The following is a 26,647-nucleotide window of genomic DNA, read 5'->3' as shown; positions in this document are numbered from 1 at the left end:
TCCGTCAACGGCAAGAAGAACGACGGCCAGGCCAAGGAATCCATCCAGGTCGTCGACGTCTCCCAACTCCTCCTGGAGTCCGTGAAGACCCCCGCCGACGAGACCCCGGTACACGACGCGGACGCGCAGCCGGAGCCCGAGCCGGCGAAGTAGCCCCCACCGACAGCGCCCGGTCCGACGGACCGGGCGCTGTCGGGCGCGGCCTGCGCGCCACGCCGGCGGAGCATGCGCTCTCCGCCCCGTCATGACGGGTGTGCCATCACGCTCCGGGAGTCCTCGGCCCCGGTCTGCCCCGGTCCGCGGGCGGGACGGGTCCGCAGCCAGTAGGAGCGGGCCGCGACGGTCAGGGCGACGCCGTAGACCGCGAAGGCCGCGATCCCGATCCAGCCGACCAGCAGCGCGTCACCCGTGCCGGGAAAATCACCGCGCCGCATCGTCACCGAGCCCGCCGTGGCCAGGGACAGATATCCGACCCCGACGACGCCGTACGGGGCCAGTGTGGCGGCGCCGAGCAGAGCCGGGGCGAGCGGGAGCCAGCGCGGCACCCGCCTCCCGCGAAGGAACAGCGTCCAGCGCGGGAAGACCTGCCCCCAGGGGCGGACCAGGCCCCAGAGCAGAAAGACGCCGAGCACGGCCAGCAGCGCGGTGGGGTCCAGGCCCCAGGACTCCAGGGTGAGGAAGACCCCCGATGCTCCGTTCCGCTCCGAGACCGCGAGCATCTCCTCGCCGGTGATCCCCGCGAACGTGCCGCCGGACGCCCAGACCAGCTTCATCGCCGTGTACGGGGCGAAGGCCAGCGTCCCTGCCCATGCCGTGAGTTGGACGCGCCGCGATGCGGAGGACGGTGCTCGTACGGCGGTGCCGGCGGGCAGACGGTCGGACCGGGCCGTGGCCGCGAGCAGGACCGCCCCGACCGCCGCCAGCGCCTTGTTCGCGGCGGCGGCCCGGTTGTCCACTCCCTGACCGACCATCAGCGTGATCACATCCATCAGCAGACTGAACGCGGTCGTCCCGGCCAGCCAGCAGGCCACCCGGAGCAGCACCCGCAGCCACGGCCGCAGCCCGTACCGCACCACCGCCCCGCTGACCGACAGGGCCAGCGCACCCAACGCCGCGACCGCCCAACCCAGCGCGAAGCCCCCCGAGTCACCCCCGTGGTGAAGCAACGAGGTCCCGCTCAGCGCGCACACCGAGCCGAAGCCGGTATACCCCGCCGCCCACAGCATCGTCGCCCGGCCCACCCAGCCGGGCCACCGTCGCCACCAAGCGCTCCAGCGCGCCGCCACCGTCCGCTCAACCCTGTTGCCCACCCTCCGAACGTCGCATCGGGTGCGGCAGGGTGGCATCAGCCGCCGGAACGATCTCGCTCCCCCTGCCGGGCGAGCGACCGGCGTGTCGAGCCGGTCAGGTGTGAGCGGTCGGTCGCGGGCCGGTCACCGGCGTACCCGCGCCGGATCGACCCGGGCCAGGGCGGCGGCTACGTCCAGTCGCCGGCCGGCGGCATACGCCGTGCTGAAGCCTGTGTCGCCGAGCGCCGTCCGCGCGCGTGTGTGCAGGGCTCCGATCTGCGGGTCGGTGAGGTCGTGCGCGCCCCGGAGGCGGGCGGCCGCGCCGAGGATGACGGCCGCGTCGTGATGGTGCTCGTACAGTTCCGCGAGACCGGCCACGGTCACGGCCACGGTCGCCGCGATCGGGAGGTCCCGGCTGTGGATCGCCGCCGCGTACGCGTGGTGCAGTGCGTGCGCGGCGGCCGGCCCGTCGGCGCGCTCGATGCAGAGTTCGCCCCGCACTGCCGCGATCAGCGCCCGCCCGTGGCCGCCCAGGTGCGGACCCTGCTCGCGCACACCCGCTTCGGCCGCGTCGATGAGCCGGCCGGCCCGGTCCGGATCGCCCGTCTGCAGGTGCAGCCGGGACTCGCGCGCGTCGAGCAGGATCGCCGGTTCGGGTAAGGCCGAGCGCAGCGCGCGCTCCCGGATCCCGGTGATCATCTCGGTGGCCTGTACGGTCCGGCCGAGGCGGACGAGAAGATCGAACTGGCGCAGGGCGAGGAAGATCTCGTCGCCGGGGCTGAGCGCTCCGAATGCGCCGGCCAGCCGTTCGGCCTCCCGCAAGTCGGCGAGCGCGTCGTCGAGTTCGCCGTCGTACTGGCGCAGGAGCGAGCGCAGCGGCAGGGCCGTGGCGACGGCCCAGTGGTCGCCGGCCCGGGTGAAGCAGTGCAGGGCCGCTGCGACGTCGTCACGTGCCCGGCCGAGATCACCCCGGTTCTCGGCGGCGTGGGCGCGTGAGATGCGGGCGTAGCCGGCCAGCCAGATGTCCGGCCCGTCGACGACGCTCCGGATGAACGCCTCGCTCTCATCGGTTCGGTGCAGGAGGGCGAGTTGGACGGTGGTCAGGGCACCGACGGGCCCGAGGAGTTCGCGGTGGCCGAGCAGACGGCCGGTCAGACGCCGCAGGTCCTGACTTCCTTCGTGGACGTGGTCGTTGAACAGTGCGCTCCGGCCGGTGCGGGCGTTGAGCTGGAGCATCGCCTGGGCGATGTCGTGCCTGACGCCCGGGTGCCCGGTCGGCAGGGCGAGGGTCTTCCCGAGCCAGTGGACGGCGTCGTCGTGGCTGCCGCGGATCTGCCAGTACCAGGTCAGGTCGACCGCCAGCGCGACCGCGGCGTCGGCGGCTCCCGTGTCGCAGAGGTGGCGCAGGGCGGCGATCACGTTGTCGTGCTCAGCGCGCAGCGTATGCAGGGCGTCGAGCTGTCGGGGACCGCGGGTCAGTGGGTCGTAGTGGGCCACCAGGTCGGCCAGGTAGCGAGCGGCCAGGTCCCGCACGCCGACCAGGGTGTGGTGTGCGGCCAGGCGCTCGCGACCGTACTCCCGGATCGTCTCCAGCATGCGGTACCGGCCGGTGTCCGGCGCGAGCTGCACCAGCGAACGGTCGACCAGATCGGCGAGAAGTCCGGGGATGCTGTGGACCGGCACCGTGGTTCCGGTGCAGACCGCGGCGGCCGACGCGGGCGTGACGCTGCCGGGCAGGACCGCGATGCGATCCGCCACCGTACGTGCGTCCTCGTCGAGGAGGTCCCAGCTCCAGGCGATGACCCCCCGCAGGGTGCGGTGGCGGGAGGAGGCGGTCCGGTGGCCGGTGGTGAGCAGTGCGAACCGGTCCGACAGCCCGTCGGCCAGGTCGGTCAGGGAGAGCGTGCGCAGGCGGGCCGCCGCCAGTTCGAGTGCGAGCGGCAGGCCGTCGAGCCCGCGCACGATGCGCAGCACATCGACGACATGGCGGTCGTCGACCTCGAACCCGGGGCGCATGGCGGCTGCCCGTTCGGTGAACAGGCGCACCGCCGGCGCGTCGCGGACTTGCTCGATGCCCGCGTCCGGGGCGGGCAGGGGCAAGGGACCGAGCGGGACCAACGCCTCCCCGTCGACGGCCAGGGGCTCGCGGCTGGTGGCCAGCACCCGTAGTCCGGCGCATCGCAGCAGCAGCGCCGAGATCAGGTGCGCCGCGACATCGATGACATGCTCGCAGTTGTCGATGACGAGCAGGCACGCACGGCCGTCCAGCTGGTCGGCCAGCGCGTCGACATCGTCGGGCGTCTCGCCGCGCCGCCCCGGGCCGTCGAAGAACGCGGAGCCGCGCAGGCCGATCGCGGCCAGCACGGCCCCGCCGACCTTGCCGGGTTCGGTGACCGGGGCGAGGTCGACCAGCCAGGCACCGTCGCGGTGGGCGGGGAGTTGCGCTCGTGCGGCCTCCAGGGCGAGGCGGGTCTTGCCCGCGCCGCCGGGCCCGAGCACGGTGACCAGTCGCCCGGCTGCGAGCAGGGTGTCGATACGGGCCAGGTCGTCCTCACGGCCGATGAAGCTGGTCAGCGGCGCGGGCAGGTTGCTCGGGCGCTGCGCGGACGCTGCGGGCTCCGCGGGGGCGGGCGGTTCGGGCTGCTGGGCGCGCAGCAGGCGCAGGTGCCGTTCGCGCAGCGCTGCACCGGGGTCGGTGCCCAGGGCGTCAGCCAGCCTTTCGCGGAACCGCGCGTACCGGGCCAGGGCCTCGGCCTGACGCCCCTGGGCCGCCAGGGCGTCCATGAGCAGGGCGACAGCCCGCTCGTGAAGCGGATCCTCGGTCAGCAGGACGTTCAGCCGAGCGGCGGCCCGGCCGGCGCTCCCGACGGCCAGCTCGGCCTCGGCCAGGTCGAGCACGGCTTCCAGGGACGCCTGGGCCAGACGGGTCGCCGATGCGGGCTCCACCGCGGCGACGGCCAGGGGCTCGGAGCCGGGATGCCCGCCCCACAGGGCCAGGGCTTCACCGAGCCGGGCTGCCGCACCGTGCGGGTCACGCTCGCGCAGCCGCTCCCGCCCGGCCGCGGCCAGGTGCTCGAAGCGCAGCACGTCCACGTCCCGTGCGTCCACGTCCAGCCGGTAGCCGCCCGCGGCCTGCACGACCGCGCCCGCTCCGCCGAACGCCCTGCGCAGCCGCGAGACGAGTGCCTGCAGGGCGTGCGTGGGACCGGCCGGGGATTGCTCGGGCCAGATCGCCTCGATGAGCGTCCGCTGCCCGACCGGGCGGCCCCCGGCGAGCGCCAACCGCACCACGAGCCGCTGGAGCCGGGCTCCGGGAACGGGCAGGACCGTCTCGCCGCGCGACGCCTCGAACGTGCCGAGCAACGTGATGCGAAGCCGCGCGTCCCCATCCATGGGCCGATCTTCGCGCGAGCGCACTCCGGCAGCCAAATCCGCACGCGGCGCTCCCGGGGCCCGTGTCAGCGCCGTGTGCGCCCCCTGTGAGCGGACCGCGCCAGTCTTTGCGTACCGCGGCGGTCACGACGATCGCCGCGGGTGACAGTGCGGATCGCGCACGCGGACAGAGGAGGTTCCCGATGAACGGGACCATCGGCACCACGGCCAACGGCACCACGACCATGGGCACCGGGGACACAGCGGACGGCGGCTGGGCGCGGACGTGGGGCACGTCGCCCCACGCACCGATCGAGGCGTTCGGTCCCCTGCCCTCGTTCGCCGACACGACCCTGCGTCAGGTGGTGCGCATCAGCGGCGGCGGCCGGCAGGTACGTCTGCGCATCACCAACGAGTACGGCACCGCGCCGTTGACCGTCGACGCGGCCCGGATCGCCCTGGCGGCCCCCGAGGGCGGGATCCGGCCCGGCAGCGAGCGGGTGCTCACCTTCGACGGCCGGCCGGCCGTGACCGTCCCGACCGGGGCGCCGATGCTCAGCGACCCGATCGAGCTGTCCCTGCCGGCGCTCTCCGATCTGTCCATCAGCCTGTACCTGCCCGAGGCGGTCAAGAGCGCCACCTGCCATGCCATGGGCGTGCAGACCGCCTGGGCCGTGCCGGGCAACAGCGTCGACGCCCTCACGCTGCCCGCCGACGCCGAGTCCCTGCCTCTGCAGGCCTTCATCTCGGCGATCGAGGTGCGCGGCGACGCCGGGGCCACGACCATCGCGATCATCGGCGACTCCAACACCGACGGCTCGGGCACCACCCCGGACACCAACCGGCGCTGGACCGACCGTCTGGCCGAGCGTCTCGCGGAACTCGACGGCCCTCCCGTCTGCGTCTCCAACCAAGGCATCAGCGGCAACCGGATGCTGAACGAGGGCCTGGGGGATTCGGTCCTGGCCCGCTTCGACCGCGACGTGCTGGCCACGCCGGGACTCGGCCACGTCGTCCTGGCCATCGGCCTCGGCGACATCGGCATCTCCTACGCGCCCCGGGACGGCAGCGGCCCGCCGGCGGACTTCCTCGCCCTGTTCCCCGGTGCGCCGGTGACGGCCGACGACCTCATCGCCGGCTACCGCCGGCTCATCACCCGGGCCCGCGCGCGGGGGGTGCGCGTCCACGCCCCCACCCTCACCCCGTACGAGGGCGACGAGATCCACACGCCGCAGGGCGAGCAAGTACGGCAGAGAGTCAACGAGTGGATCCGCACCGGCGGCGCTTTCGACGCGGTCATGGATTTCGACGCCGTCTGGCGCGACCCCGCCCACCCGAGCCGGATCAGGGACGGATTCCACGCCGGTGACCACCTGCACGGCAACGACGCGGGCTGCCGCGCGCTGGGCGACTCCATCGACCTGGCGCTGTTCCGGTGAGCCCCGCCCGCCCCACCGCTGACCACCCTGACAAAGGAACTCCGATGCATGACGTGGTGATAGCGGGCGCTGGCCCGGTCGGACTGCTCCTGGCCTGCGAACTCGGCCTCGCCGGCTGCGACGTCCTGGTCCTGGAACAGGAAGCGGAGACCACCACCGCCTGGAAGGCCATGCCGCTCGGCATGCGCGGCCTGTCCGCCGCCTCGGCCGAGGTGTTCCACCGCCGCGGCCTGCTGCGGGAACTGCTGGACGCCTCGGGCGCCGAGTGGGACGACGGCGCGGACCTGGACCCGGACGTGGCACCGGCGCCGCGCAGCGTGGCGCACTTCGCCGGCATGATGCTCGACCCGGCCGACATCGACGCCGCCGCCCTGCCCTACCGGCTCCCCGGCCCCGTACGGGAAGGCGTGATGACGAGCCTCGAAGCGGTCGAGGCCGTGCTGGCCGGGCGGGCCGCCGACGTCGGCGTCCGGATCCGCCGCGGGGCCCTGGTCACCGGCCTGCACCAGGACGCCGAGAGCGTCACCGTGCAGGCCGGGGAGCACGCGTACCAAGGGCGCTGGCTGGTCGGGTGCGACGGAGGACGCAGCACCGTACGCGGCGTCGCGGGCTTCGAATTCACCGGCACCGAACCGCAGTTCACCGGCTACACCATGCTCGCCACCGTCGCCGGTCCCGACCCGCTGCAGCCCGGCTTCACCCTCACGCCGACCGGCATGTACCTGCGGATGCCCACCCCCGGGCACATCGGCATGCTCGACTGCGACGGCGGCGCCTTCGACCGCACCCGGCAGCCGACCGTCCAGCATCTGCAGGACGTGCTGCGCCGCGTGTCCGGTACCGGCGTCACCCTCCAGGACGTCCAGCTCGTGTCGACCTTCACCGACCGGGCGATGCAGGCCACCTCCTACCGGAAGGGCCGCGTCCTGCTCGCGGGAGACGCCGCCCACATCCATTCGCCGCTGGGCGCGCAGGGACTCAACACCGGGATCGGCGACGCCGTCAACCTGGGCTGGAAGCTCGCCGCGACCGTGCACGGACACGCCCCCGACGGCCTGCTCGACACCTACACCCAGGAGCGCCATCCGGTCGGCGCCCGGATCCTGGACTGGACGCGGGCCCAGAGCGCGGTGATGAGGCCGGATCCGCACACCCAGGCCCTCCAGGCGCTGGTCCGCGACGTGCTGGGCACCCGCGACGGAACCACCTACGTCCACCACCGGACATCGGGCTCCGCCACCCGCTTCGACCTCGGGAGTACGCACCCTCTGGTCGGCCGCGACACCCCCGATTTCCACTTCACGGACGGCAGGCGGCTCAGCGACCTGATGGACCGGGGCAACGGTGTCGCCATCGACTTCACCACCGGCCGCAAGCTCGCCGGTGCGGCGGCCGGCCGCGAGGACCTGATCCGGTACGTCCGCGGACCGGCGAGGAACGAACTGGGCTGCGGCGCCCTCCTCGTCCGCCCCGACGGCATCGTCGCCTGGGCCGACGGCCCCGAGCCCGACCTCGTAGGATTCGCAGACGCCGCTGCCCGCTGGTTCGGCAGCGCCCGCGGCTCGGCGGAGCCAGATTCTGCGAGGCTCGCGGACCGCGGACCGAGGTGCGCCGAGGAGGAGGAACGTGTCCGGTGAACGGCTCGACCCCGAGTGGGTGCGAGGCTGGTGCGTACGGACCTCAGCGGCGCTCGATGCCTTGATGTCGTCGTTTCCGAGGACGCGGGGGTTCCCGCCGGACGAGAACGCCGTCACCCTCGCAACGGACGAGAGCCACGGGGCGACGGACGCACTCGTGGATCTGACGCCGATCCCCTCCGATCTGACCACCCTCTACTGGGTGGTTCGCGAGGTGTCCATGCCCGATGTCGAGCACGGATACTTCGTCCACCCGGCCTCGAAGGTCGCCGAGCACTTCCGCGCGTACGGGCCGGTCCGGATCATCGAGGACGAGCCAACCGCCATCGTGTTCGCCAGTGACGGTGGTGGCTGTCTGTTCGCCGTGGCGGGCAGCGGACGGGTCTGGAAGTCGACCACAGCCTCGTGGTTCGACGATTTCGAGGTCGTCGCGGAATCCGTCCAGGACTTCCTCGAGGAGATCGGCCGACGGGCCGCCGGCCGGAACTGACCGGCCGTCCGTCCGGTGACGGCCTACGGGATCCTGGCCACGCCGAGGCGTGCCGGTGCGGGAGCCGCCCGGCAGGCGAAGCTGTGGGACATGCAAGAGATCGCGATCATCGAGGCGCCGTCCGTACTCGGACTGTGGCCGTCCGGCGTCCAGGACCTCCCGGCGGCCCTGCTCGACGCCGGGCTGGCGGCCCACCCCGGAGCGGTCCGGGCCGGGCGGGTCGAACCGCCTGCGTACCAGCCGGGACGGGACCCCGACACGGGGATCCTCAACCCCACCGGCATCGCGCGGTACTCCGTGCGGCTGGCCGACGCGGTCGGCGCCGTCCTCGACGCCGGCCGCTTTCCCGTGGTCCTGGGCGGCGACTGCACCATCCTGCTGGGCAACCTCCTCGCCCTGCGCCGCCGAGGACGCCACGGCCTGTTGTTCCTCGACGGGCACACGGACTTCTACCAGCCGTCGGCGGATCCGGCCGGCGAGGCGGCCTCGATGGAACTCGCCCTGGCCACGGGCCGCGGCCCCCGGCTGCTCACCGACCTCGAAGGCCGTGGGCCGCTGCTCCGGGACGAGGACGTGGTCGCCTTCGGTTTCCGCGACTCCGCGGAGTCCGCCGAGGACGGGATGCAGCCGCTGCCGCCGTCGTTGCACGCGATCGGGCTCGACGCGGTGCGCGCGGCGGGCGCCCCGGCGGCGGCGCGCGACGCGGTCGACCGGCTCACCGCCGGCTCAGGTGCCGGGTACTGGGTCCACCTCGATGTCGACGTCCTGGACGACGCGGTCATGCCGGCCGTCGACTACCGCCTCCCCGGCGGGCTGACCTGGCCGGAACTGGAGGACGTCCTGCGCACGGCACTGGCCGGCGAGCGAGCCGTCGGCCTGGATGTCACGATCTTCAACCCGCGCCGCGACCCCGACGGGAGGATCGCAGCCCGCCTCACCGAGTGCCTGCGCCGAGGGCTGTCGGCGCGGACCGGCGACACGGACTGACATCAGAACCGCATCCGGCGAGCCGGCCCCGTGGGGGCCGACTCCCTTCCTCCCTCGATGCGTTCAGGGGCGCACGGTGCACAGCGCGAGCAGGCAGAGGTTGAACCCCTGGGTATTGCTGGGACCCGTGTGGCCGCCAGGTCCGGATTCACCGACCGTGCACCGGGCCAGCAGGCAGAGGTTTCCGCCCTGTATCCCCCGGTAGGAGGAGGCGAGCGGTCCGGCGGCGGCGGGCCCGGCCTCGCGCGCGGAGTGCGCCGGCCGGGGCGCCGCCTCGGGAGAGGCGGCGACGGCGGACGCCGTGGGGGCGGCCACCAGCAGCACGGAGCCGACGACGGTTCCGACGAGCCGCCACCGGAGGGCGGGCACAGGGAGCTTCATGGGGTTCTCCAGATCTGATCGAGGCATGGGCCCAGAGGTCCGAACGGACCTCCGGACGTGATTCATTCGGTGCGGAGCCCCCTCCGGATGGGTGTCCGGCGTATTCCCGCCAGGCGATTGGCTGATACGCGCCAGCGAAGTGCAAAACCTCGGCCGGATCCACGTGCCGTGCGTCACATGGGCAATCCGGGGCTGGAGTGCCTCCGAACGACTGATGTGAAAGCCCCGTTGGGGCAACGTCGACGCATCGGAGGCTGCCAGCGTGCACCGGACCATGGAAGCGGATGCTTCGCAATCGCGATTCCTCCGCGTTCCGTGCCTGTCGGACCGCCCTGCAGCACCGGCCCACGCCCCCGCAGGACTCCCCCACCGAGGTGAAAGCACGTGACCGCCGCACCGCCCACCGGCCCCCCGCCCGGCACCCTGCGCCTGACCGCCGCTCAGCAAGGAGTCTGGTTCGCCCAGCGGCTCGATCCGGCGGACCCGTCGTACAACATCGCGGAGTACGCGGACATCCGGGGCCGCATGGAACCGGACCTGCTGCGCCGTGCGGTCAGCCACACAGCGGACGAGATGGAAGCGCTCCGCAGCACCTTCGGCGAACACGACGGGGTCCCGTTCCAGCGGGTGCGAAACGGCTGGGAAGGCAGGGCTCTTCCCGTGCCGTTGGTGGACCTCTCCGACCGGGAAGACCCGCACGCCGAAGCGCTGCGGCGGATGAACCGGTGCCTCGCGGAGCCCGCCGATCTCGCCACGGGGCCGCTGGTCCGCGTCACCCTCTATCGACTCTCCGCCTCGCACCACCTCTTCCACCAGCAGGTGCACCACCTGGCGCTGGACGGTTACGCGGCCGTGCTCGCCCTGTCCCGCATCGCCGAGGTCTACACCGCCCTCGCCCTCGATCCCGACGCCACCCCCGAGCTGCGTCCCACGGGTTCCCTGGCCGCGCTCATCGAGGAGGAGGACGTCTACGCCGCCTCCGAGCAGGGCCTCCGCGACGAGCGGTTCTGGGCCGATCACCTCGTCGGGGCCCGCTCACCCGGGCCCCCCGGAGGATCCGGGGCCGGGGCGGACCCGGGGTACGGGGCGGTGTCGGTGCGGCGTGTCTACACCCCCGCGGAGACGGCCCGGCTGAAGGCGGCCGCGAAGAAGGCCGGCACCGGCTGGCCGACGTTCCTCATGGCAGCCCTGGCGGTCTGTCTGCACCGGGACAAGGGGCTCGGCGAGGTCGTCCTCGGACTGCCCGTCACCGGTCGGCGCACTCCGGCGGCGCGGTCGACCCCCGCCATGCTCAGCTCGATCCTGCCGATGCGACTGGCCGTCTCCCCCGCCGACCGGGTGGCCGATCTCGCGCGGCGGGCGTCCGGCGAAGCCCGTTCGGTGCTGCGGCACCAGCGCAGGCCCGCCGAAGCCCTGCGCCACCAGCTGGGGTTGACCGGGACGAGGACGCCGCTGAGCGGACCCTCCGTCAACATCCTCGCCTTCGACGACGCCCTGCGTTTCGGCCCGCACCCGGCGACGCTGCACAACCTGTCGATCGGCCCGGTCGAGGACCTGGCCGTGGCCGTGCACGCCTCCTACGGCGACGGCGGTATGCACGTCGACCTGCTGGGCAACGCCCGGCACTACGGCCGGCAGGACCTCGTGGGCCCGCACGAGCGGCTGTGCCGGATCCTCGACGCGTTCGTGGCGGACCCGGAGCGGACCGTCGGGGCGGTGAGCCCCGTCGGCGACGACGAACGGCTGCGGGTCCTCGGCCTGGGCGCGGCCCCGCCGTTGCGCAGCGACGTCACGGCGCCGGCCCCGCTGCCCGAGCAGTTCGCACGGCAGGCGCGGAGCACCCCTCACCGGACCGCCGTCGTCTGCGACGGCACGACGCTCACCTTCGAGGAACTCGACTGCCGGGTGGAGGCACTCGCCGGGGTTCTCGTCGCGCACGGCGCCCGCCCCGGCGCCCGTGTCGCGGTGGGGCTGCCCCGCTCCACGGACCTGGTGGTGGCGATGCTCGCGGTGATGCGGACGGGAGCCGCCTATCTGCCGCTCGATCCGTCCTACCCGCCGGACCGGCTCGCCTTCATGATCGAGGACTCCCGGCCCGTGGCCCTGGTGGCCACCGCGTCCTCCGCGGACGCGATCGACCCCGAGGGGGCCCTCCCGCGCGTCGACCCGGCCTCGACCGCACCGGCCGGCACGCCTGGGCAGCCGGCCGGACCCGGACCGCAGGACGCCGCGTACGTCATCTACACCTCCGGGTCGACCGGCCGCCCCAAGGGCGTCGTCGTCGAGCACCGTTCGCTGAGCAATCTCCTGGAGCACCACCGGCAGGAGGCCCACGCGCTGGCCGAGGAAGCTCTCGGCCGACGGCTGCGGGTGGCCCTGAGCGCCGCGACCTCGTTCGACGCGTCCTGGGACCCGGTGCTCTGGATGGTCGCCGGGCACGAACTGCACATCGTCGCGGACGACGTACGCCGGGACCCGCAGGCCCTGGTGCGGTATCTCGCCGACCGCCGCATCGACGCGATCGAGACGACCCCCACCTACCTGCGGCAGATGCTGGCGGCGGGCCTGCTCACCTCGGACGGTCACCGGCCGCGCGTCATCGCGCTGGGCGGCGAGGCCGTCGACGACGACCTCTGGGACGAACTGGCCGCCGATCCGAGCCTGTTGGTCTTCAACTTCTACGGGCCCACCGAGACCACCGTCAACGCCGTGACCGCCCGTGTCACCGGCAGCTCCCCGGTGATCGGGCGTCCCGTCGCGGGAGCCGGGGCGTATGTGCTCGACCCGTCGCTGCACCCCCTGCCCAGAGGGGTGGCCGGTGAGCTGTATCTGTCGGGCGAGGGCGTGGCACGCGGGTACGCGGGCCGGCCGGGGCTCACCGCCGAGCGCTTCATGCCCGATCCCTTCGGCGTCCCGGGCGGGCGGATGTACCGCACCGGCGACCTGGCCCGGTGGGACGCGGACGGTTCGCTGGAGTTCGTGGGGCGCAGCGACCGGCAGATCAAGGTGCGCGGTGTCCGGGTCGAGACCGGGGAGATCGAGGCGGCCCTGCGTTCCCTGCCCGGCGTCGAGGACGCCGCGGTCGCCCTGACCACCGCGCTGGACGGTCCCGAGCGGCTGGCCGCGTTCCTGGTGGCCGGAGCCGACGGGCCCACCCACGCGCAGGCGCGCGACGCGGTCGCCGCCCTGCTGCCCGGCCCGTTGGTCCCGACGGCCTGGGCGACGGTGGAGCGGCTGCCGCTGACGCCCAACGGCAAGCTCGACACGGCGGCCCTGCCCCCGGCCCTGCCCGTCGCGTCCGACGGCGGCGCCCCGCGCACCGCCCAGGAGGCCCGGATGTGCGCGGTCTTCGCCGACTGCCTGGGGGTCCCCCGGGCGGGCCGGGACGACGACTTCTTCGCGCTGGGCGGTCACTCGTTGCTGGGCATGCGGCTGATCGGCCGGATCCGCGGCGAGTTCGGCGTGGAGGTGCCGATCAGCGCCCTGTTCTCGGCGCCCACGCCGGCCGGCCTGGCGGCGGCCCTGGGCGAGGCCCCCGTGGCGCGGACCGCGGTGACGGCGGCCGACCCGAGGCCGGAGCGGCTGCCGCTCTCGTTCGGGCAGCAGCGGCTGTGGCTGCTGGAGACGCTGGGCGGCACGGGCTCCTCCTACCATCTGCCGGTGGCGCTACGGCTGCGCGGCGAGCTGGACCGCGACGCGCTGGAGCGGGCCCTCGGCGACCTCGTGGCACGGCACGAGGCGCTGCGCACGGTGGTGGCCGGGACCCCTGAGGGCCCGTGCCAGAGAATCCTGCCGGCGCCCGGACCCGGCAGTCCGCTCTTGAGGATCATGGCCGTCGGCGGGCCGGTGGCCCCGGCCCCGGCCCCCTTCGATCTGGAGCGCGAGATCCCGTTGCGGGCCCAGCTGTTCCCGGTCCGCGCCGACGAGCACGTGTTGGTGGTGACGCTGCATCACATCGCGGCGGACGGCTGGTCGATGGGGCCGCTGATGCGTGACCTGTCCGCCGCCTACGCGGCGCGGCGCTCGGGGCGGGCGCCCGGATGGGACGAACTGCCGGTGCAGTACGCCGACTACGCGCTCTGGCAGCGTGCCCTGCTCGGGGATCCGGACGTCCCCGACAGTCTCGCGGGACGCCAACTCACCTACTGGGGCCACTCATTGGCCGGCCTTCCGGAGGAGTCGACCTTCCCGGCGGACCGGCCGCGTCCGGCCCGTCCCTCGGGGCGGGGCGGGAGCGTCCCGGTGCGGATCGGGGCGCGGGACCACCAAGCGCTGGTGAAGCTGGCCGGGGAGTGCGGCGCCAGTTCCTTCATGGTGCTGCACGCGGCGCTGGCAGCCCTCATGGCACGCCTGGGCGCCGGTGAGGACCTCGCCGTGGGCACCCCGGTGGCGGGGCGTACCGACGAGGCGCTCACCGATCTGGTGGGGTTCTTCGTCAACACGCTGGTGCTGCGGGCCGACACCTCCGGTTCACCCGACTTCCGGACCCTGATGGAGCGGGTGGCCCGCACGGACCTGGCCGCCTACGCGCACCAGGACATCCCGTTCGAGCGGGTCGTCGAGGAGTTGGCGCCCCGGCGGTCGCTCGCGCGCCATCCGCTCTTCCAGGTGATGCTGAGCCTCGACAACACCCCCGCGCCGCGCCCGCACCTGGACGGACTGACGGTCAGCCACGATGCCTCCGTGGGTCGCTCGGGCGCCAAGTTCGACCTCAGCTGGGACCTGTCCGAGCAGCACGACGGCCAGGGCCACCCGGCCGGCGTCACCGGGGAGCTGGAGTTCGACGAGGACCTCTTCGACCGCGCGACGGCGGAACGATTCGCCGAGCACTTCACCCGGCTTCTGGGCGCCCTGCTCGCCGAACCCGACCGTCCGGTGACGGATGTGGGCTTTCTGGCCCCCGCCCAGCGCGCGGCGGCCCTGGACGAGCCGCCCCGCGGTGCGCTCGAGGCGACGTCGCGGCTGCCCGAGGGGGCGGACGAGGACTGGACGGTGCTGGACGTCCTGGCCACGCGTGCCGCCGTCCAGCCGGGCCGCACGGCCGTCGTGGCCGGCGACGGGCGCCTCACCTTCGGCGAACTCCGCTTCCTGGTCGACCGCCTGGCCGCCGCGCTCGCGGAATCCGGGGTCGGGGCGGGCGACCGGGTGGCGGTGGCGCTGCCCCGCACCTCGCTCGCCGTCGTGGCCGTGCTGGGCGTCCTGCGGGCCGGAGGGGTGTACGTCCCCCTCGACCCGGCGCAGCCCCCGGCCCGCACCTCGCTGATCCTGGAGACCGCGGCCCCGCGCCTGGTGCTGGCCACGGCCGCCACCCGGGCGACGCTGCCGGACTCGGCCGACGTCCTGCTGATGGACGGGGCTCAGCAGTGGCGTGCCGTTCAGCGGGCCGCGCCCGTGCCGCCGCGCGGCCAGGACGCGGCGTATGTGCTGTACACCTCCGGGTCCACCGGGCTGCCGAAGGGCGTCGTCGTGGAGCACCGGTCGCTGGCCGCGCTCCTGGCCCATCACCGCGAGCGCCTGATGGGACCCGCCGAGGCGGACAACAACGGGCTCCCGCTGCGGGTCGCGCTCACGGCCGCGATGACGTTCGACGCGTCCTTCGACCCGCTGCTCTGGATGGTCGCGGGCCATGAACTGCACCTGGTGGACGACGCGACGCGCCGGGACCCCGAAGCACTCACCGCGCTGCTGCACGACCGGGCGATCGATGTCGTCGAGACCACCCCCTCCTTCGTCGAACAGCTGCGTTCCTGCGGCCTGTTCGCTCCCGGCCGGCATCGGCCGCGGGTGCTGGCGCTGGGCGGGGAAGCCGTCGCCGTACCGCTGTGGCGGGAACTGGCGGCGCTGTCCGACGTCGCGGTGTGGAATCTGTACGGGCCCACGGAGGCCACCGTGGACAGCGTGATGGGCCGCGTCCTGCCCGGCGTGCGGCCGCACCTCGGTCACCCCGTGACCGGTACCCGGGCCCGGGTGCTCGACGGGCGACTGGGTCCGGTCGCCCCCGGGGTGACCGGAGAGCTGTATCTGTCGGGCCCCGGTGTGGCCCGGGGCTACGAGAACCGCCCCGCCGCGACGGCCGACCGCTTTCTGCCCGACCCGTACGGGGCACCCGGCGGGCGGATGTACCGCACCGGTGACCTGGTGCGCCGGGTCGAGGGGCGGCTGGAGTACACGGGCCGTGCCGACGGGCAGATCAAGGTCCGCGGATTCCGGGTCGAGACCGGGGAGGTCGCCGCCGCCCTCGACGCGCACGGTGACGTCGCGCAGTCGGCGGTCGCGGTGCGCACGGGCTCCGGCACGGGCTCCGACTCCGGCACGGGCTCCGACTCCGGCTCCGGCTCCGGCTCCGGCTCCGGCTCCGGGGAAGCGCAGCTGGTCGGCTGGATCGTGCCCGTCGGCCACCGGGAGCCCTCGCCCCGGGAGTTGCGGGCCTTCGTCGCGCAGCGGCTGCCCGCCCACATGGTGCCCTCCCGGATCATCACCGTCGCCGCTCTCCCGCTGACCCCGCACGGCAAGGTGGACTTCGCGGAGCTGCCCCTGACATCGGCCGCCGAACGTGCGGAGGGCGAGGGGCGAGCCCCGCGGTCCGCCCCGGAGGAGATCCTCTGCGCCCTGTTCGCGGAGAGTCTGGGACACGAGCAGGTGGCCCGCGACGACGACTTCTTCGAGCTGGGCGGCCATTCGCTGCTGGCGACCCGGCTGATCGGCCGGATCCGCTCCGCGTTCGGGGTGGAGCTCCCGGTGCGGGTCCTGTTCGAGTCCACGACCCCCGCCGCGCTCGCCGAGCGGCTGGAAGGAGCGGGCGCGGCGCGGCCGGCCCTGCGCCGGGTGGCCCGCACGGAACGGCCGCCGCTGTCCGCCGCCCAGCAGCGCCTGTGGTTCCTGCACCAGCTGGACCCGGAGGCGGCCGCGTACCACATGGCGTTCGCGGTGCGGCTCAACGGCAGCCTGGACCGGCCCGCGTTGCAGCGGGCGCTGGGCGATGTGCTGACCCGGCACGAGAGTCTGCGCACGGTGATCGCGCCCGGCGACGGTGATCCCCGCCAGCATGTCCTCGCGCCCGGTGACGCCCGGCCGGAGCTGCCGGTCGTGGCGGTCGAGGAGGCGGAACTGGGTGGGGCGCTGCGCGGGGCGGCGGCCGAGCCCTTCGATCTGACGCACGATGTCCCGCTGCGACCGGTCCTGTTCCGGAGCGGTGCGGACCGGCACACCCTTTTGGTGACGGTCCATCATATCGCTGCGGACGGTTGGTCGATGGGGCCTCTGGCGCAGGACCTGGCCGGTGCCTACGCGGCGCGGTGCGCCGGGCGGGCGCCGAGCTGGGCCCCCCTGCCGGTGCAGTACGCGGACTACACCCTCTGGCAGCGCGACCTGCTCGGCAGCTTCGAGGATCCCGCCTCCGCTGCCTCGGGTCAGCTCGCCTTCTGGAGGGACCGGCTGGCCGGTGCCCCGGAGGAGACCGCGCTGCCCGCCGACCGGCCCCGGCCCACCACGCCGGGCGGGCTGGGCGGCACGGTCCCCGTGCGGATACCCGAGGAGACCATGGCGGATCTGGCACGGCTGGCGCGGGCGACGGCCAGCAGCACCTTCATGGTGCTGCACGCCGCGCTGGCCGCGCTGCTGCACCGGATGGGCGCGGGCCCCGACATCACGGTCGGCACCCCGGTGGCCGGCCGGACCGACGAGGCGCTCGACCCGCTGGTGGGCTTCTTCGTCAACACCCTCGCCCTGCGCACGGACCTGGGCGGCGACCCGGACTTCGCGGAGCTGCTGGCCCGGGTGCGGGAGACGGACCTGGCCGCCTACGCCCACCAGGAGCTGCCCTTCGAGCGGCTGGTGGAGGCCGTCCGGCCGGCCCGTTCCCTCTCCCGCCACCCGCTCTTCCAGGTCATGCTGACCCTGAACAACCACCGGCCGCCGCGCCTGGACCTGCCCGGACTCAACGCCCGGCTGGAAGGGGTCGACACCGGAGGCGCCAAGTTCGACCTGTCCTTCTCCTTCACCGAACGTACGGGGGCGGGTGGCGACGGAGCCTTCCTGGACGGCACGCTGGAGTTCGGCCGGGACCTGTTCGATGCCGAGACCGCGGTGCGGATCGCCGATCGGTTCGTCCTTCTCCTCGCGCACGCGGTCCGTGACCCCGCCACGAGCGTGGCTGACCTGCCCCTGACCGGCCCCGGCGAACAGCGGCGGCTGCTGGCCCTCGGGGAGAGCGGGGGCAGCTCCCGAACCGGTGCGCCGCCGCTGACGGTGCTGGACCGGTTCGCGGCCACGGTGGCCGCCGCGCGCAGCGGTGACATCGCGGTGACCGCCGCGGACGGCAGCCTGTCGTTCGCGGAGCTCGACGCCCGCTCGGACCGGATCGCCGCGCTGCTCGGCCGGGCCGGCGCGGGCCGGGGGGATCCGGTGGCGGTGCTGCTGCCGCGCAGCACCGACTCGATCGCCGCACTGCTCGGGGTGCTCAAGGCGGGGGCGGTGTACGTCCCGGTCGACGACTCCCTCCCGCAGGGCCGGATCGACGCGGTGCTGGCAGACGCCCGCCCGTACGCCGTGCTCACGGCCGACGCCGCCCAGGCCAGGACAACGGCCGGATGGCGTCGCCTGAGCCTGGACTCCCCGGACTCGGCGGACCTCGCCGTCGCGCCGGGTGCCCCGGTGCACGCGCGGGAGCGGGTCCGGCCGGGGCCCGCCGACCCCGCCTATCTCCTGCACACCTCGGGGTCGACCGGCCGTCCCAAGGGGGTCCTGGTCGGCCACGGCTCGCTCGCCCGGCTGCTGGAGCACCATCGCCGCCATGTCTTCGGGCCGGCGGTACGGGCGGCCGGGAGGTCTCGGCTCCAGGTCGCCCTGACGGCGGCGCTCTCCTTCGACGCCGCGTGGGACCCGGTGCTCTGGATGCTCGACGGGCACCGGCTCCATGTGCTGGACGACCTGACGCGGCGGGACCCGGAGGCCCTGGTCGAGGCGGTGCGCGCCCGGCGCCTGGCGGTGCTGGAGTCCACGCCCACCCATGTCCGGCAGTTGCTGGACGCCGGCCTGTTCGCCGAGCCGGACCGGGCTCCGTCCGTGGTGGTCCTGGGCGGCGAAGCCGTCCCGGCCGCCCTGTGGAACGACCTGCGGGCCCGGCCCGGCCTGAGTGCCTGGAACTTCTACGGTCCCACCGAGGCCACGGTGGACACCCTCACCGCCGATCTGCGGGCGACCGTGCGGCCGGTGCTCGGCACTCCCGTCGACGGCACGGTCGTCCGGCTCCTCGACGACCGTCTGCGGCCGGTCCCGGTGGGGGTGACCGGCGACCTCTACCTCGCCGGGGACAGCCTGGCGCTGGGCTACCACGGACAGCCCGGGGGGACCGCGGCCCGTTTCGTGCCCGACCCCTACGGCCCGGCGGGGGCGCGGATGTACCGCACCGGTGACCGGGCCGTGCGGACGGCGGACGACGCGCTGGAGTTCTCCGGGCGCGCCGACGGCCAGGTCAAGGTGCGCGGCTTCCGGGTGGAACCTGAGGGGATCGCCGCGGTTCTGGCGGAGCACGCCGACGCCGCCCAGGCGGCGGTGGTGGCGCACGGGGAGGGCCCCGGGGGCTCTCGCCTCACGGCGTACGTGGTGCTCGCCGAACAGCCCGACGTCCGGGCGGAGGCACAGGAGCAGGCCGATGCGACTCCGGCTCCGGCTCCGGCTCCGGCTCCGGCTCCGGCTGCGGCTCCGGCTGCGGCTGCGGCTGCGGCTGCGGCTGCGGACGGCACGGACCGTACGGCGGTCACCGGCACAGCACGGCACGAGGCCGCGCGACTCGACGGCGTACGGGAGCACGCGGCGGCCCGGTTGCCCGCGTACATGGTCCCCTCCGGCTGGGTCGCCGTGGACACGATCCCCCTGACGCCCAGCGGAAAGCTGGACCGCGCGGCCCTGCCCGATCCCTCCTCGGCCACGCCGACGACCGGCGCGGGGCGCAGTCCCCGCAACCCCCGCGAGGACGTGCTGTGCACGCTGTTCGCCGAGGTGCTGGAGCGCGACCAGGTCCTCATCGACGAGGACTTCTTCGCCCTGGGCGGTCACTCGCTACTGGCGGCCGGTCTCATCGGCCGGATCCGGGACGCCCTAGGTGTGGACGTCAGCATCCGCAGCCTGTTCGAGGCGCCCACCGTCGCCGCACTCGCGGAGCGGATCCGCGCCGGCGCCCAGGACGACCCGCTGGCGACCCTGCTGCCGCTGCGCACCAGTGGCAGCCTGCCGCCGCTGTTCTGCGTCCACCCGGCCGGCGGTCTGGCCTGGTCGTACGCGGGGCTGCTCCCGCACCTCGGCAACGACCGGCCGGTCTACGGGCTCCAGACCCCGAACCTGGACGGCACCGCGCCCTTCCCCGACAGCATCGAGGCGATGGCCGCCGTGTACGCGGCCGAGCTGCGGACCGTCCAGCCGCACGGCCCCTACCACCTGTTCGGCTGGTCCTTCGGCGGCAACGTCGTCCAGGAGATCGCGGTCCAGCTCCAGGAGGCGGGCGAGGAGGTGGCCCTGCTGACGATCCTGGACGCCTTCCCGCTCGCCCCGCTGGACGACCTCGACAGCGCGAGCCGGGACACCGTCTTCCGGGCCCTGCTCTCCAACATGGGAGTCGGTCAGGAAGCCCTGGACGGCGACGGGCCGGTCGAAGCCGTGGCCGTACGCGATCAGTTCCGCGCCGGCGGGAGTCCGCTCGGGGCGCTGGAACCGGCGACGATCGACGCGATGGTGGACAACTTCGCCGGTCAGGCACGGCTGATGCGGAAGTACACCCCCCGCGTGTTCCGCGGCCCCGTGCTGTTCTTCACCGCCGCCGAGGGCCGCCCCGCGGACGCCTTCGGCCTGTCCCTGTGGGACCCGTACATCGACGGCCCCATCGAGAACCACGACGTGGCGTGCGCGCACGCCCAGATGATGCAGCCCGCCGCGCGGGAGCAGATCGGCACCACCGTCTCGGCCGCGCTCGACGCCGGCCACCGAACCGAACGCCACCCCGACCACCGCACCGACCAAGGAGACATGTCATGACGAACCCCTTCGACGACCCGCACACCCAGCACCGCGTCCTGGTCAACGACGAGGGACAGCACGCCCTGTGGCCGTCGTTCGCGGCGGTGCCCGCCGGCTGGGACGAGGCGTTCGGCCCGGCGGAGCACGCGGCCTGCCTGGAGTACGTGGAGGTCAACTGGACCGACATCACCCCCAGGAGCGCCCGCGTACGGGTGGCATGACCCGGCCACCCTCCCCGCGACCGCGCCGGGCCCGCGCGCCCGTCCCGCCCCGACCCACGCTCCACGAGAGGCACCCATGACCGCCCCGCCGACCCGTCCGGCGATACGCGCCGAAGGACTCACCAAGCGATTCGGGAAGAAGCAGGCCCTGGCCGGTGTGGACCTCGAGGCGGAACCCGGCACCGTGCTGGGGGTCCTCGGCCCGAACGGCGCGGGAAAGACCACCACGGTGCGGGTGCTGTCGACGCTGCTGCGACCGGACAGCGGCCGGGCCTGGATGGCCGGTCATGACGTCCTCGCCGACCCGGAGGCCGTACGCCGCGACCTCGGGCTGTCCGGGCAGTACGCCGCGGTCGACGAGAAGCTGACCGGGCGGGAGAACCTCTATCTGGTGGCCCGGCTCTACGGGTTCGGCCGTCATGCCGCCCGCCGCAGAGCCGGGCAGCTGCTGAGCAGCTTCGACCTGGAGGCCGCCGCGGACCTGCCGAGCAGAACCTACTCGGGAGGGATGCGCAGACGGCTGGACCTGGCCGGTGCGCTGGTGGCGCGGCCGGCCGTGGTGGTCCTGGACGAGCCCACGACGGGGCTCGACCCCCGGGGCCGGGCGGACACCTGGCAGGCCGTCAGGGACCTGGTCGCCGAGGGCACGACGGTGCTGCTGACCACCCAGTACCTGGAGGAGGCGGACCAGTTGGCCGACACCATCGTCGTCATCGAGGGCGGGAGCGTGGTCGCCCGCGGCTCCGCCGCCGAACTCAAGTCGCGGGTCGGCGGCGAGCGGCTCTCGTTGAGCGTCGCCGAGCCGCGGCACCGGGTCACCGCGGCCGAGATACTGGACTCACTGGGCGAGCACCTCCCCGACCTCGACCCGCGCACCGGCCGCCTCACCGTCGCGACCGACCACGGAGCGCACACCCTGGAGTACGCCCTGGGCTGCCTGCGGCTGGCCGGAATCGTCGTCGCGGACGTGGAGCTGGCACCGCCGACGCTGGACGACGTGTTCCTCTCCCTCACCGGCCGTCCGCTCGCCCCCGGCGAGGCGGCGGCCCCGTCGGCGGCCTCACCGGGCGTCGCGGCCGTCGGCGGGGGCGAGCGGTGACCGCCGTCCAGCGGCTGAGCCGCGATTCCTCCATCGTTGCCTGGCGCAATCTGCTGAACCTGCGCCGGACCCCGGGATCGGTCATCGCGGCCCTGGTCCAGCCGGTGATGTTCGTTCTGCTGCTCGCCTACGTCTTCGGCGGAAGCCTCGGCGGGGCCGAGTACCGCACGTTCCTGATGGGCGGCATCTTCGCCCAGGCCGTCACCTTCAACGCGGCGTTCACCGCCCTGGGCCTGGCCAACGACATGGACAAGGGCATCGTGGACCGCTTCCGCTCCCTGCCGATGCCCGCCATGGCGGTGCTTCTGGGCCGGACCCTGTCGGATCTGACGATGAGCACGGTGACCCTGTTCGTCACCTCACTGTGCGGGCTGCTGGTGGGCTGGCGGATCACCGCGTCGCCGGCCGACGCGCTGCTGGCCTACCTGCTGATCCTTCTCTTCGCCTTCGCCATGTCCTGGGTGGGAGCGGCGATCGGGCTGATGGCCCGCAGCGTCGAGGTCGCCCAGAGCGCGGGGCTGATCTGGCTCTTCCCCGTCACGTTCGTCTCCTCGGCGTTCGTGTCCACGCACACCATGCCCGGCCCGTTGCGGACGGTCGCGGAATGGAACCCGGTCTCCGCGACCGCCACCGCCGTCCGCCAGCTCTTCGGCAACCCGCCGCCGGCCGGCCTCCCGACAAGCGACACCTGGCCCGTCGTGCACGCACTCCCCTACGCCGTGGCCTGCGCCTGTCTGATCACGGGCGCGTTCATGCTGCTCGCGCTCAGGAGGTTCCGGCGCATCACCCTCGGCTAGGACGACGGCGGAGGCGCGGGGCGGAACCCGGGTGCGGTGGTTCAGCTCCCGGAGCCGACGATGGCGGTGACGCGGATCTCGACGCGCATGGCGGCGAGGCCGAGGACCGTGACGCCGGTCTCGGTCCAGATCGGCGCGCGGCCGTCGAGACGACGGCGGAACTGCTCGGCCATGACCGCGTTGTGGTCGTCGCCGATCACATCGTCCCCCGGTGCGACCTTGTGGTACGAGTTGACGTGGATGACGTCCTTCCATGTCGCGCCGACCGTGGCGAGCGTGCGCTCCACGTTGTCGAAGGCCTGGATAATCTCGTCCTCCAGCGCGTCGGGGATGACCAGGTCGTCATCCACCCCGGCCTGACCGGAGATCTCGACCCGGTCGTCGACGCGGACGGCCCCGCTGTAGCCGAGGGCCTCGTGCAGCTTCTCGCCATAGCCGGGGACGATGCCGAAGGTGACGGTGCTCATGGTGATTCCTCTTCCTGTCCAAGGGGGCGCGTTTCCCCCTATATGACTTCACGCGTAAAGTGACAGTACCAAGGAGTGACTTCATGCGTAAAGTGATGGCGGGCTTCGCCGGAAGGACGGGAAGATCCATGAGCGACACGGGAGAGCCCATGAACGGCACGGGCGGACACGAGGACGGCGAGGAGCCGCGCTGGCTCGACGAGCAGGAGAAGGCGGCGTGGACGGGGCTGATCTCCCTGGTCCTGCTGCTGCCCGGCAAGCTGGAGCCGCCGCTGCGACAGGAGCACGGCCTCACCCTGTTCGAGTACCTCGTGCTCAGCCACCTCTCCGAGGCCCCCGGGCGCAAGCTGCGGATGGGCGAGCTCGCCTTCCTCGCCAGCGGGTCGCTCTCCCGCCTGTCCAACGTCGTCAAGCGCTGCGAACAGCGCGGCTGGGTCCTGCGGACGCCCGACCCGGCCGACGGCCGTTACACCCTCGCCGAACTCACCGACGCCGGCTTCGACCTCGTGCGGCTGGCAGCACCCACCCACCTGCGCTCCGTACGCCGCACCGTCCTCGACTCGCTCAACACGGCCGACCAGAAGGCCCTCGCCCGCATCGCGGAGAAGCTCCGCATCGTCCCCGACGACTTCGGGTGACAGCCGACGGTCTCGCCGGCCCCCGGCCCCACCCGATGGGGAAGACTGGACCCATGAGAGACATCGTTTTCACGCGCAGCAGCGGCTGGATACCGAACGTGATCCGTGAGGACGGTGCGCTGAAGCTGATGCTCGGCGCCGGGGCCGACGCCAACCACTCCCCCCGTACCTTCACGTTCCCCATCGGGGATGCCCACCTTGCGGTGATCCAGGAGGATCTGGCCCGCCACCTGCTGCTGTGGAGCGCGGTCCTTCCGCTGTGCGAGGCCGCCGGAACCAGGGACCGGCTCGACGAGAGAGCCGCCGTCGCGCTCCTGGACCCGATCCTGCTCTCCTCGCCCGCCGAGGTCGACGCCCTCTTCCAGGGCATCGGGTGGGACAAGGGCCGGCTCATCGCCCATGGGGCTGACATCGCCCTGCTCGAGGGCGGAAAGGTCTGTGCGGCGATGCGCGGGGCGACGGAGACGTCCGACGCGAAACGCGCTCAGGAGCACCACGCGAACCGCCGACGCGCCGAGCGCGGAGTGACACTCGGTCCGCTCGACGCCGCGATGCTGAAGTACACGGGTCAGTACGTGCACGGCGCGACGGTGCCGAAGCGGCTGCCCGACGCGGTCGACCCGGCGCTGCTGCCCGAGGTCATGCGGGTGATCGCCACCGCCGAACAGGCGTGCGCCGGCCTGCGGATCGGCCGTGATCCGCGGCGGGGAAAGCGTGCCACGGACAAGCGCGACTGGGAACGGATGGCGACGGCGGTCGACGCGGCCGTGCGCCGCGCCCACCCCGGGCTCGTCGATGACGCGGTGCGCACCGTGAGCTTCCTGATGTGCTCGGAGGCCACGGACCGCTCCAGGAACGCGCCCATGGAGGACGACGAGGAGCCCGCCGGCGACCGCGCCGGCTTCGACGGGAGTGCGCGCAAGACGATCCTGTCGTTCACCGACGACAAGGGCACCGAGAAGAAGTGGCTCCAGGACGGTCCCCGCAGCGCCTCCGCGGAGTTCTGGGAGTTCGTCGGCGACCGTTCCGCCGCGGACAACGAAGTGTTCACCATCGAGGACGAGGAGATCGGCGAAGGGATCCAGCTCCACTTCTACGCGGACTCCATCGCCCGGGTCACGACCGTGCGCAAGGGCGAGGGCGGCTCGGATCCGGAGTACCGGGTCGAGTACGGCCTGGTGGACGGGATCGGCGGGTACCGCGCTCTGGTGAGTACGTTCGTCCGCGGCGGCTGCGCCGCACTGGAACGGCACGGCCCCTGGATGTCGGATGTCGCCGAGTTCGAGCGCGCACGCCGCAGGCGCGACGCCGCGTAGTCCCAGCGGGAGCCCGCGCACGGTGCGACGCAGCCGGCTGACGCTAACCCCTGTACGTCTCCAGCAGCCGCAGCCACACCTCGCTGATCGTCGGGTACGCCGGGACCGCGTGCCACAGCCGGTCGATGGGCACCTCCCCCGCGACCGCGATCGTCGCCGAGTGCAGCAGCTCGCCGATCCCCGGGCCGACGAAGGTGACGCCGAGCAGGATCTCGCGGTCCAGGTCCACGATCATCCGGGCCCGGCCCCGGTAGCCGTCGGCATACAGGCCCGAGCCGGCGACCGAGGCGAGGTCGTAGTCGACGGCGCGCACCCGGTGGCCGGCGCGTTCGGCCTCGGCGAGGGTGAGGCCGACGGACGCGGCCTCGGGGTCGGTGAAGACGACCTGGGGGACGGCCGCGTGGTCGGCGGTGGCCGCGTGGGCGCCCCAGCGGTCCGTCTCCAGGAGGGGGACCTTCGCGGCGCGGGCGGCGATCGCCGCGCCCGCGATGCGGGCCTGGTACTTGCCCTGGTGGGTCAGGAGGGCGCGGTGGTTGACGTCCCCGACCGCGTACAGCCAGTTGGTGCCCTCGACGCGGCAGCTGTCGTCCACGGTGAGCCAGGAGCCGGGTTCGCGGCCGATCGTCTCCAGGCCGAGGTCGTCCGTGCGCGGGGCCCTGCCGGTGGCGAAGAGGATCTCGTCGGCCTCGATCAGGTCGCCGTCGTCCAGGTCGACGGTGACCGGCCCGTCCGGCGCGGGCCTGCGGACGCCGGCGACGGAGACGCCGGTACGGATCCGGGCCCCGGCCTCGGTCAGCGCCTCGGCGATCAGCTCGCCCGCGAAGGGCTCCATCTTCGGGAGCAGGCCCTCACCGCGGATCAGCAGCGTCACCTCGGAGCCCAGCGCCTGCCAGACCGTCGCCATCTCCACGCCCACGACTCCCCCGCCGACGATCACGAGCCGGCCGGGAGCCTCCTTGGCGCTGGTGGCCTCGCGGCTCGTCCAGGGGCGGACCTCATCGATGCCGGGGAGATCGGGGACGACGGCCCGGGTGCCGGTGCAGACCACGACGGCGTGCCGGGCGGTGAGCCGGTGTTCCGTGCCGTCCGGGGCGGTGACGGAGACCTCGCGGGGGCCGGTGAGCCGGCCCGTACCGCGGTGGACGTCCGCTCCGACGCTCTCCAGCCAGGCGACCTGGCCGTCGTCCTTCCAGTGGCTCGTCTCCTCGTCCCGGTGGGCGAGGACGGCAGCCACGTCCAGCGGGCCCTGGACGGCGGCGCTCAGTCCCGGCACCCGGCGGGCGTCCGCGCGGGCGACGACGGGGCGCAGCAGCGCCTTGCTCGGCATGCAGGCCCAGTAGGAGCACTCGCCGCCGACCAGCTCCGCCTCCACCACCGCGGTGGAGAGCCCGGCGGCGCGGGCCCGGTCGGCCACGTTCTCCCCCACCGGACCTGCGCCGATGACCACTACGTCGTACGGGGAGGGCTCGGAGGTCTTCACTGCTTCAGTCATGGAAACAGTGTC

15 protein-coding genes are annotated in these 26,647 nt (G+C 73.7%); 10 read left to right on the top strand and 5 right to left on the bottom strand.

What is annotated here, in order from left to right; genetic code table 11:
- Window positions 1–242: 242 nt before the first annotated feature.
- Both ACH4UK_RS16825 and ACH4UK_RS16820 read right to left on the bottom strand, forming a co-directional pair.
- Window positions 243–1,310, bottom strand: a complete 1,068-nt coding sequence (locus tag ACH4UK_RS16825; protein ID WP_398356969.1) for a hypothetical protein — start codon at window positions 1,308–1,310, stop codon at window positions 243–245.
- 123 nt (window positions 1,311–1,433) lie between these two features.
- The gene (locus tag ACH4UK_RS16820) at window positions 1,434–4,682 is read right to left on the bottom strand and encodes a BTAD domain-containing putative transcriptional regulator (RefSeq protein WP_398356967.1); all 3,249 of its coding nucleotides are present in this window, start codon (window positions 4,680–4,682) and stop codon (window positions 1,434–1,436) included.
- A 182-nt stretch (window positions 4,683–4,864) separates the two neighbouring features.
- On the opposite strand from ACH4UK_RS16820, the gene ACH4UK_RS16815 reads away from it, so the two are divergent.
- From ACH4UK_RS16815 to ACH4UK_RS16800, 4 genes are all read left to right on the top strand, one after another.
- Window positions 4,865–6,100, top strand: a complete 1,236-nt coding sequence (locus ACH4UK_RS16815) for an SGNH/GDSL hydrolase family protein (protein ID WP_398356966.1) — start codon at window positions 4,865–4,867, stop codon at window positions 6,098–6,100.
- 44 nt (window positions 6,101–6,144) lie between these two features.
- On the top strand, window positions 6,145–7,737 hold the full coding sequence (locus ACH4UK_RS16810; protein WP_398356964.1) for an FAD-dependent oxidoreductase: 1,593 nt from the start codon (window positions 6,145–6,147) through the stop codon (window positions 7,735–7,737).
- On the top strand, window positions 7,727–8,227 hold the full coding sequence (locus ACH4UK_RS16805; RefSeq protein ID WP_398356963.1) for a hypothetical protein: 501 nt from the start codon (window positions 7,727–7,729) through the stop codon (window positions 8,225–8,227). Before ACH4UK_RS16810 ends, ACH4UK_RS16805 begins: the two co-directional genes overlap by 11 nt.
- Before the next feature lie 90 nt (window positions 8,228–8,317).
- Window positions 8,318–9,214 (top strand): arginase family protein, encoded by an 897-nt coding sequence (locus ACH4UK_RS16800; RefSeq protein WP_398356962.1) that lies wholly within the window; start codon window positions 8,318–8,320, stop codon window positions 9,212–9,214.
- 63 nt (window positions 9,215–9,277) lie between these two features.
- Here the strand turns inward: ACH4UK_RS16800 and ACH4UK_RS16795 are convergent, their stop codons facing one another.
- Entirely contained in the window at window positions 9,278–9,595 is a 318-nt protein-coding gene (locus ACH4UK_RS16795; protein ID WP_398356961.1) for a hypothetical protein, read from the bottom strand.
- 384 nt (window positions 9,596–9,979) lie between these two features.
- Between ACH4UK_RS16795 and ACH4UK_RS16790 the strand changes: the two genes are divergently transcribed.
- From ACH4UK_RS16790 to ACH4UK_RS16775, 4 genes are all read left to right on the top strand, one after another.
- Window positions 9,980–20,623 (top strand): amino acid adenylation domain-containing protein, encoded by a 10,644-nt coding sequence (locus ACH4UK_RS16790; RefSeq protein ID WP_398356959.1) that lies wholly within the window; start codon window positions 9,980–9,982, stop codon window positions 20,621–20,623.
- Entirely contained in the window at window positions 20,620–20,826 is a 207-nt protein-coding gene (locus ACH4UK_RS16785; protein ID WP_398356958.1) for an MbtH family protein, read from the top strand. The genes ACH4UK_RS16790 and ACH4UK_RS16785 overlap by 4 nt, the downstream gene beginning before the upstream one ends.
- 76 nt (window positions 20,827–20,902) lie before the next feature.
- A complete protein-coding gene (locus ACH4UK_RS16780) occupies window positions 20,903–21,925 on the top strand; it encodes an ATP-binding cassette domain-containing protein (protein WP_398356956.1) in 1,023 nt (340 codons plus the stop codon).
- Window positions 21,922–22,722, top strand: coding sequence for an ABC transporter permease (locus tag ACH4UK_RS16775; protein ID WP_398356955.1), 801 nt, complete (start codon window positions 21,922–21,924; stop codon window positions 22,720–22,722). The genes ACH4UK_RS16780 and ACH4UK_RS16775 overlap by 4 nt, the downstream gene beginning before the upstream one ends.
- A gap of 41 nt (window positions 22,723–22,763) precedes the next feature.
- On the opposite strand, the gene ACH4UK_RS16770 is transcribed toward ACH4UK_RS16775, so the two are convergent.
- Complete coding sequence (locus ACH4UK_RS16770; RefSeq protein ID WP_398356953.1) at window positions 22,764–23,189, bottom strand: Rid family hydrolase; 426 nt, start codon at window positions 23,187–23,189, stop codon at window positions 22,764–22,766.
- 128 nt (window positions 23,190–23,317) lie between these two features.
- Here ACH4UK_RS16770 and ACH4UK_RS16765 point away from each other — a divergent pair, with 128 nt between their 5' ends.
- Together ACH4UK_RS16765 and ACH4UK_RS16760 are read left to right on the top strand one after the other, a co-directional pair.
- Window positions 23,318–23,827 (top strand): MarR family winged helix-turn-helix transcriptional regulator, encoded by a 510-nt coding sequence (locus ACH4UK_RS16765; protein WP_398356951.1) that lies wholly within the window; start codon window positions 23,318–23,320, stop codon window positions 23,825–23,827.
- A 53-nt stretch (window positions 23,828–23,880) separates the two neighbouring features.
- A complete protein-coding gene (locus ACH4UK_RS16760) occupies window positions 23,881–25,143 on the top strand; it encodes a DUF6357 family protein (protein WP_398356949.1) in 1,263 nt (420 codons plus the stop codon).
- Window positions 25,144–25,186: 43 nt separating this feature from the next.
- Here the strand turns inward: ACH4UK_RS16760 and ACH4UK_RS16755 are convergent, their stop codons facing one another.
- Window positions 25,187–26,635, bottom strand: a complete 1,449-nt coding sequence (locus tag ACH4UK_RS16755; protein ID WP_398356948.1) for a dihydrolipoyl dehydrogenase family protein — start codon at window positions 26,633–26,635, stop codon at window positions 25,187–25,189.
- Between the last annotated feature and the right edge of the window lie 12 nt (window positions 26,636–26,647).

The organism is Streptomyces sp. NPDC020884, assembly GCF_044333935.1.
Taxonomy (GTDB): domain Bacteria; phylum Actinomycetota; class Actinomycetes; order Streptomycetales; family Streptomycetaceae; genus Streptomyces.
Note: the sequence above shows the minus strand (reverse complement) of the source record. Positions and strands in the feature narration are given on the sequence as shown.

Bases quoted from the DNA above. Each gene is read 5' to 3' on its own strand.
- ACH4UK_RS16820 (WP_398356967.1), bottom strand. From the start codon at position 4,682: ATGGATGGGGACGCGCGGCTTCGCATCACGTTGCTCGGCACGTTCGAG.
- ACH4UK_RS16815 (WP_398356966.1), top strand. From the start codon at position 4,865: ATGAACGGGACCATCGGCACCACGGCCAACGGCACCACGACCATGGGC.
- ACH4UK_RS16810 (WP_398356964.1), top strand. From the start codon at position 6,145: ATGCATGACGTGGTGATAGCGGGCGCTGGCCCGGTCGGACTGCTCCTG.
- ACH4UK_RS16800 (WP_398356962.1), top strand. From the start codon at position 8,318: ATGCAAGAGATCGCGATCATCGAGGCGCCGTCCGTACTCGGACTGTGG.
- ACH4UK_RS16795 (WP_398356961.1), bottom strand. From the start codon at position 9,595: ATGAAGCTCCCTGTGCCCGCCCTCCGGTGGCGGCTCGTCGGAACCGTC.
- ACH4UK_RS16785 (WP_398356958.1), top strand. From the start codon at position 20,620: ATGACGAACCCCTTCGACGACCCGCACACCCAGCACCGCGTCCTGGTC.
- ACH4UK_RS16780 (WP_398356956.1), top strand. From the start codon at position 20,903: ATGACCGCCCCGCCGACCCGTCCGGCGATACGCGCCGAAGGACTCACC.
- ACH4UK_RS16770 (WP_398356953.1), bottom strand. From the start codon at position 23,189: ATGAGCACCGTCACCTTCGGCATCGTCCCCGGCTATGGCGAGAAGCTG.
- ACH4UK_RS16765 (WP_398356951.1), top strand. From the start codon at position 23,318: ATGAGCGACACGGGAGAGCCCATGAACGGCACGGGCGGACACGAGGAC.
- ACH4UK_RS16760 (WP_398356949.1), top strand. From the start codon at position 23,881: ATGAGAGACATCGTTTTCACGCGCAGCAGCGGCTGGATACCGAACGTG.
- ACH4UK_RS16755 (WP_398356948.1), bottom strand. From the start codon at position 26,635: ATGACTGAAGCAGTGAAGACCTCCGAGCCCTCCCCGTACGACGTAGTG.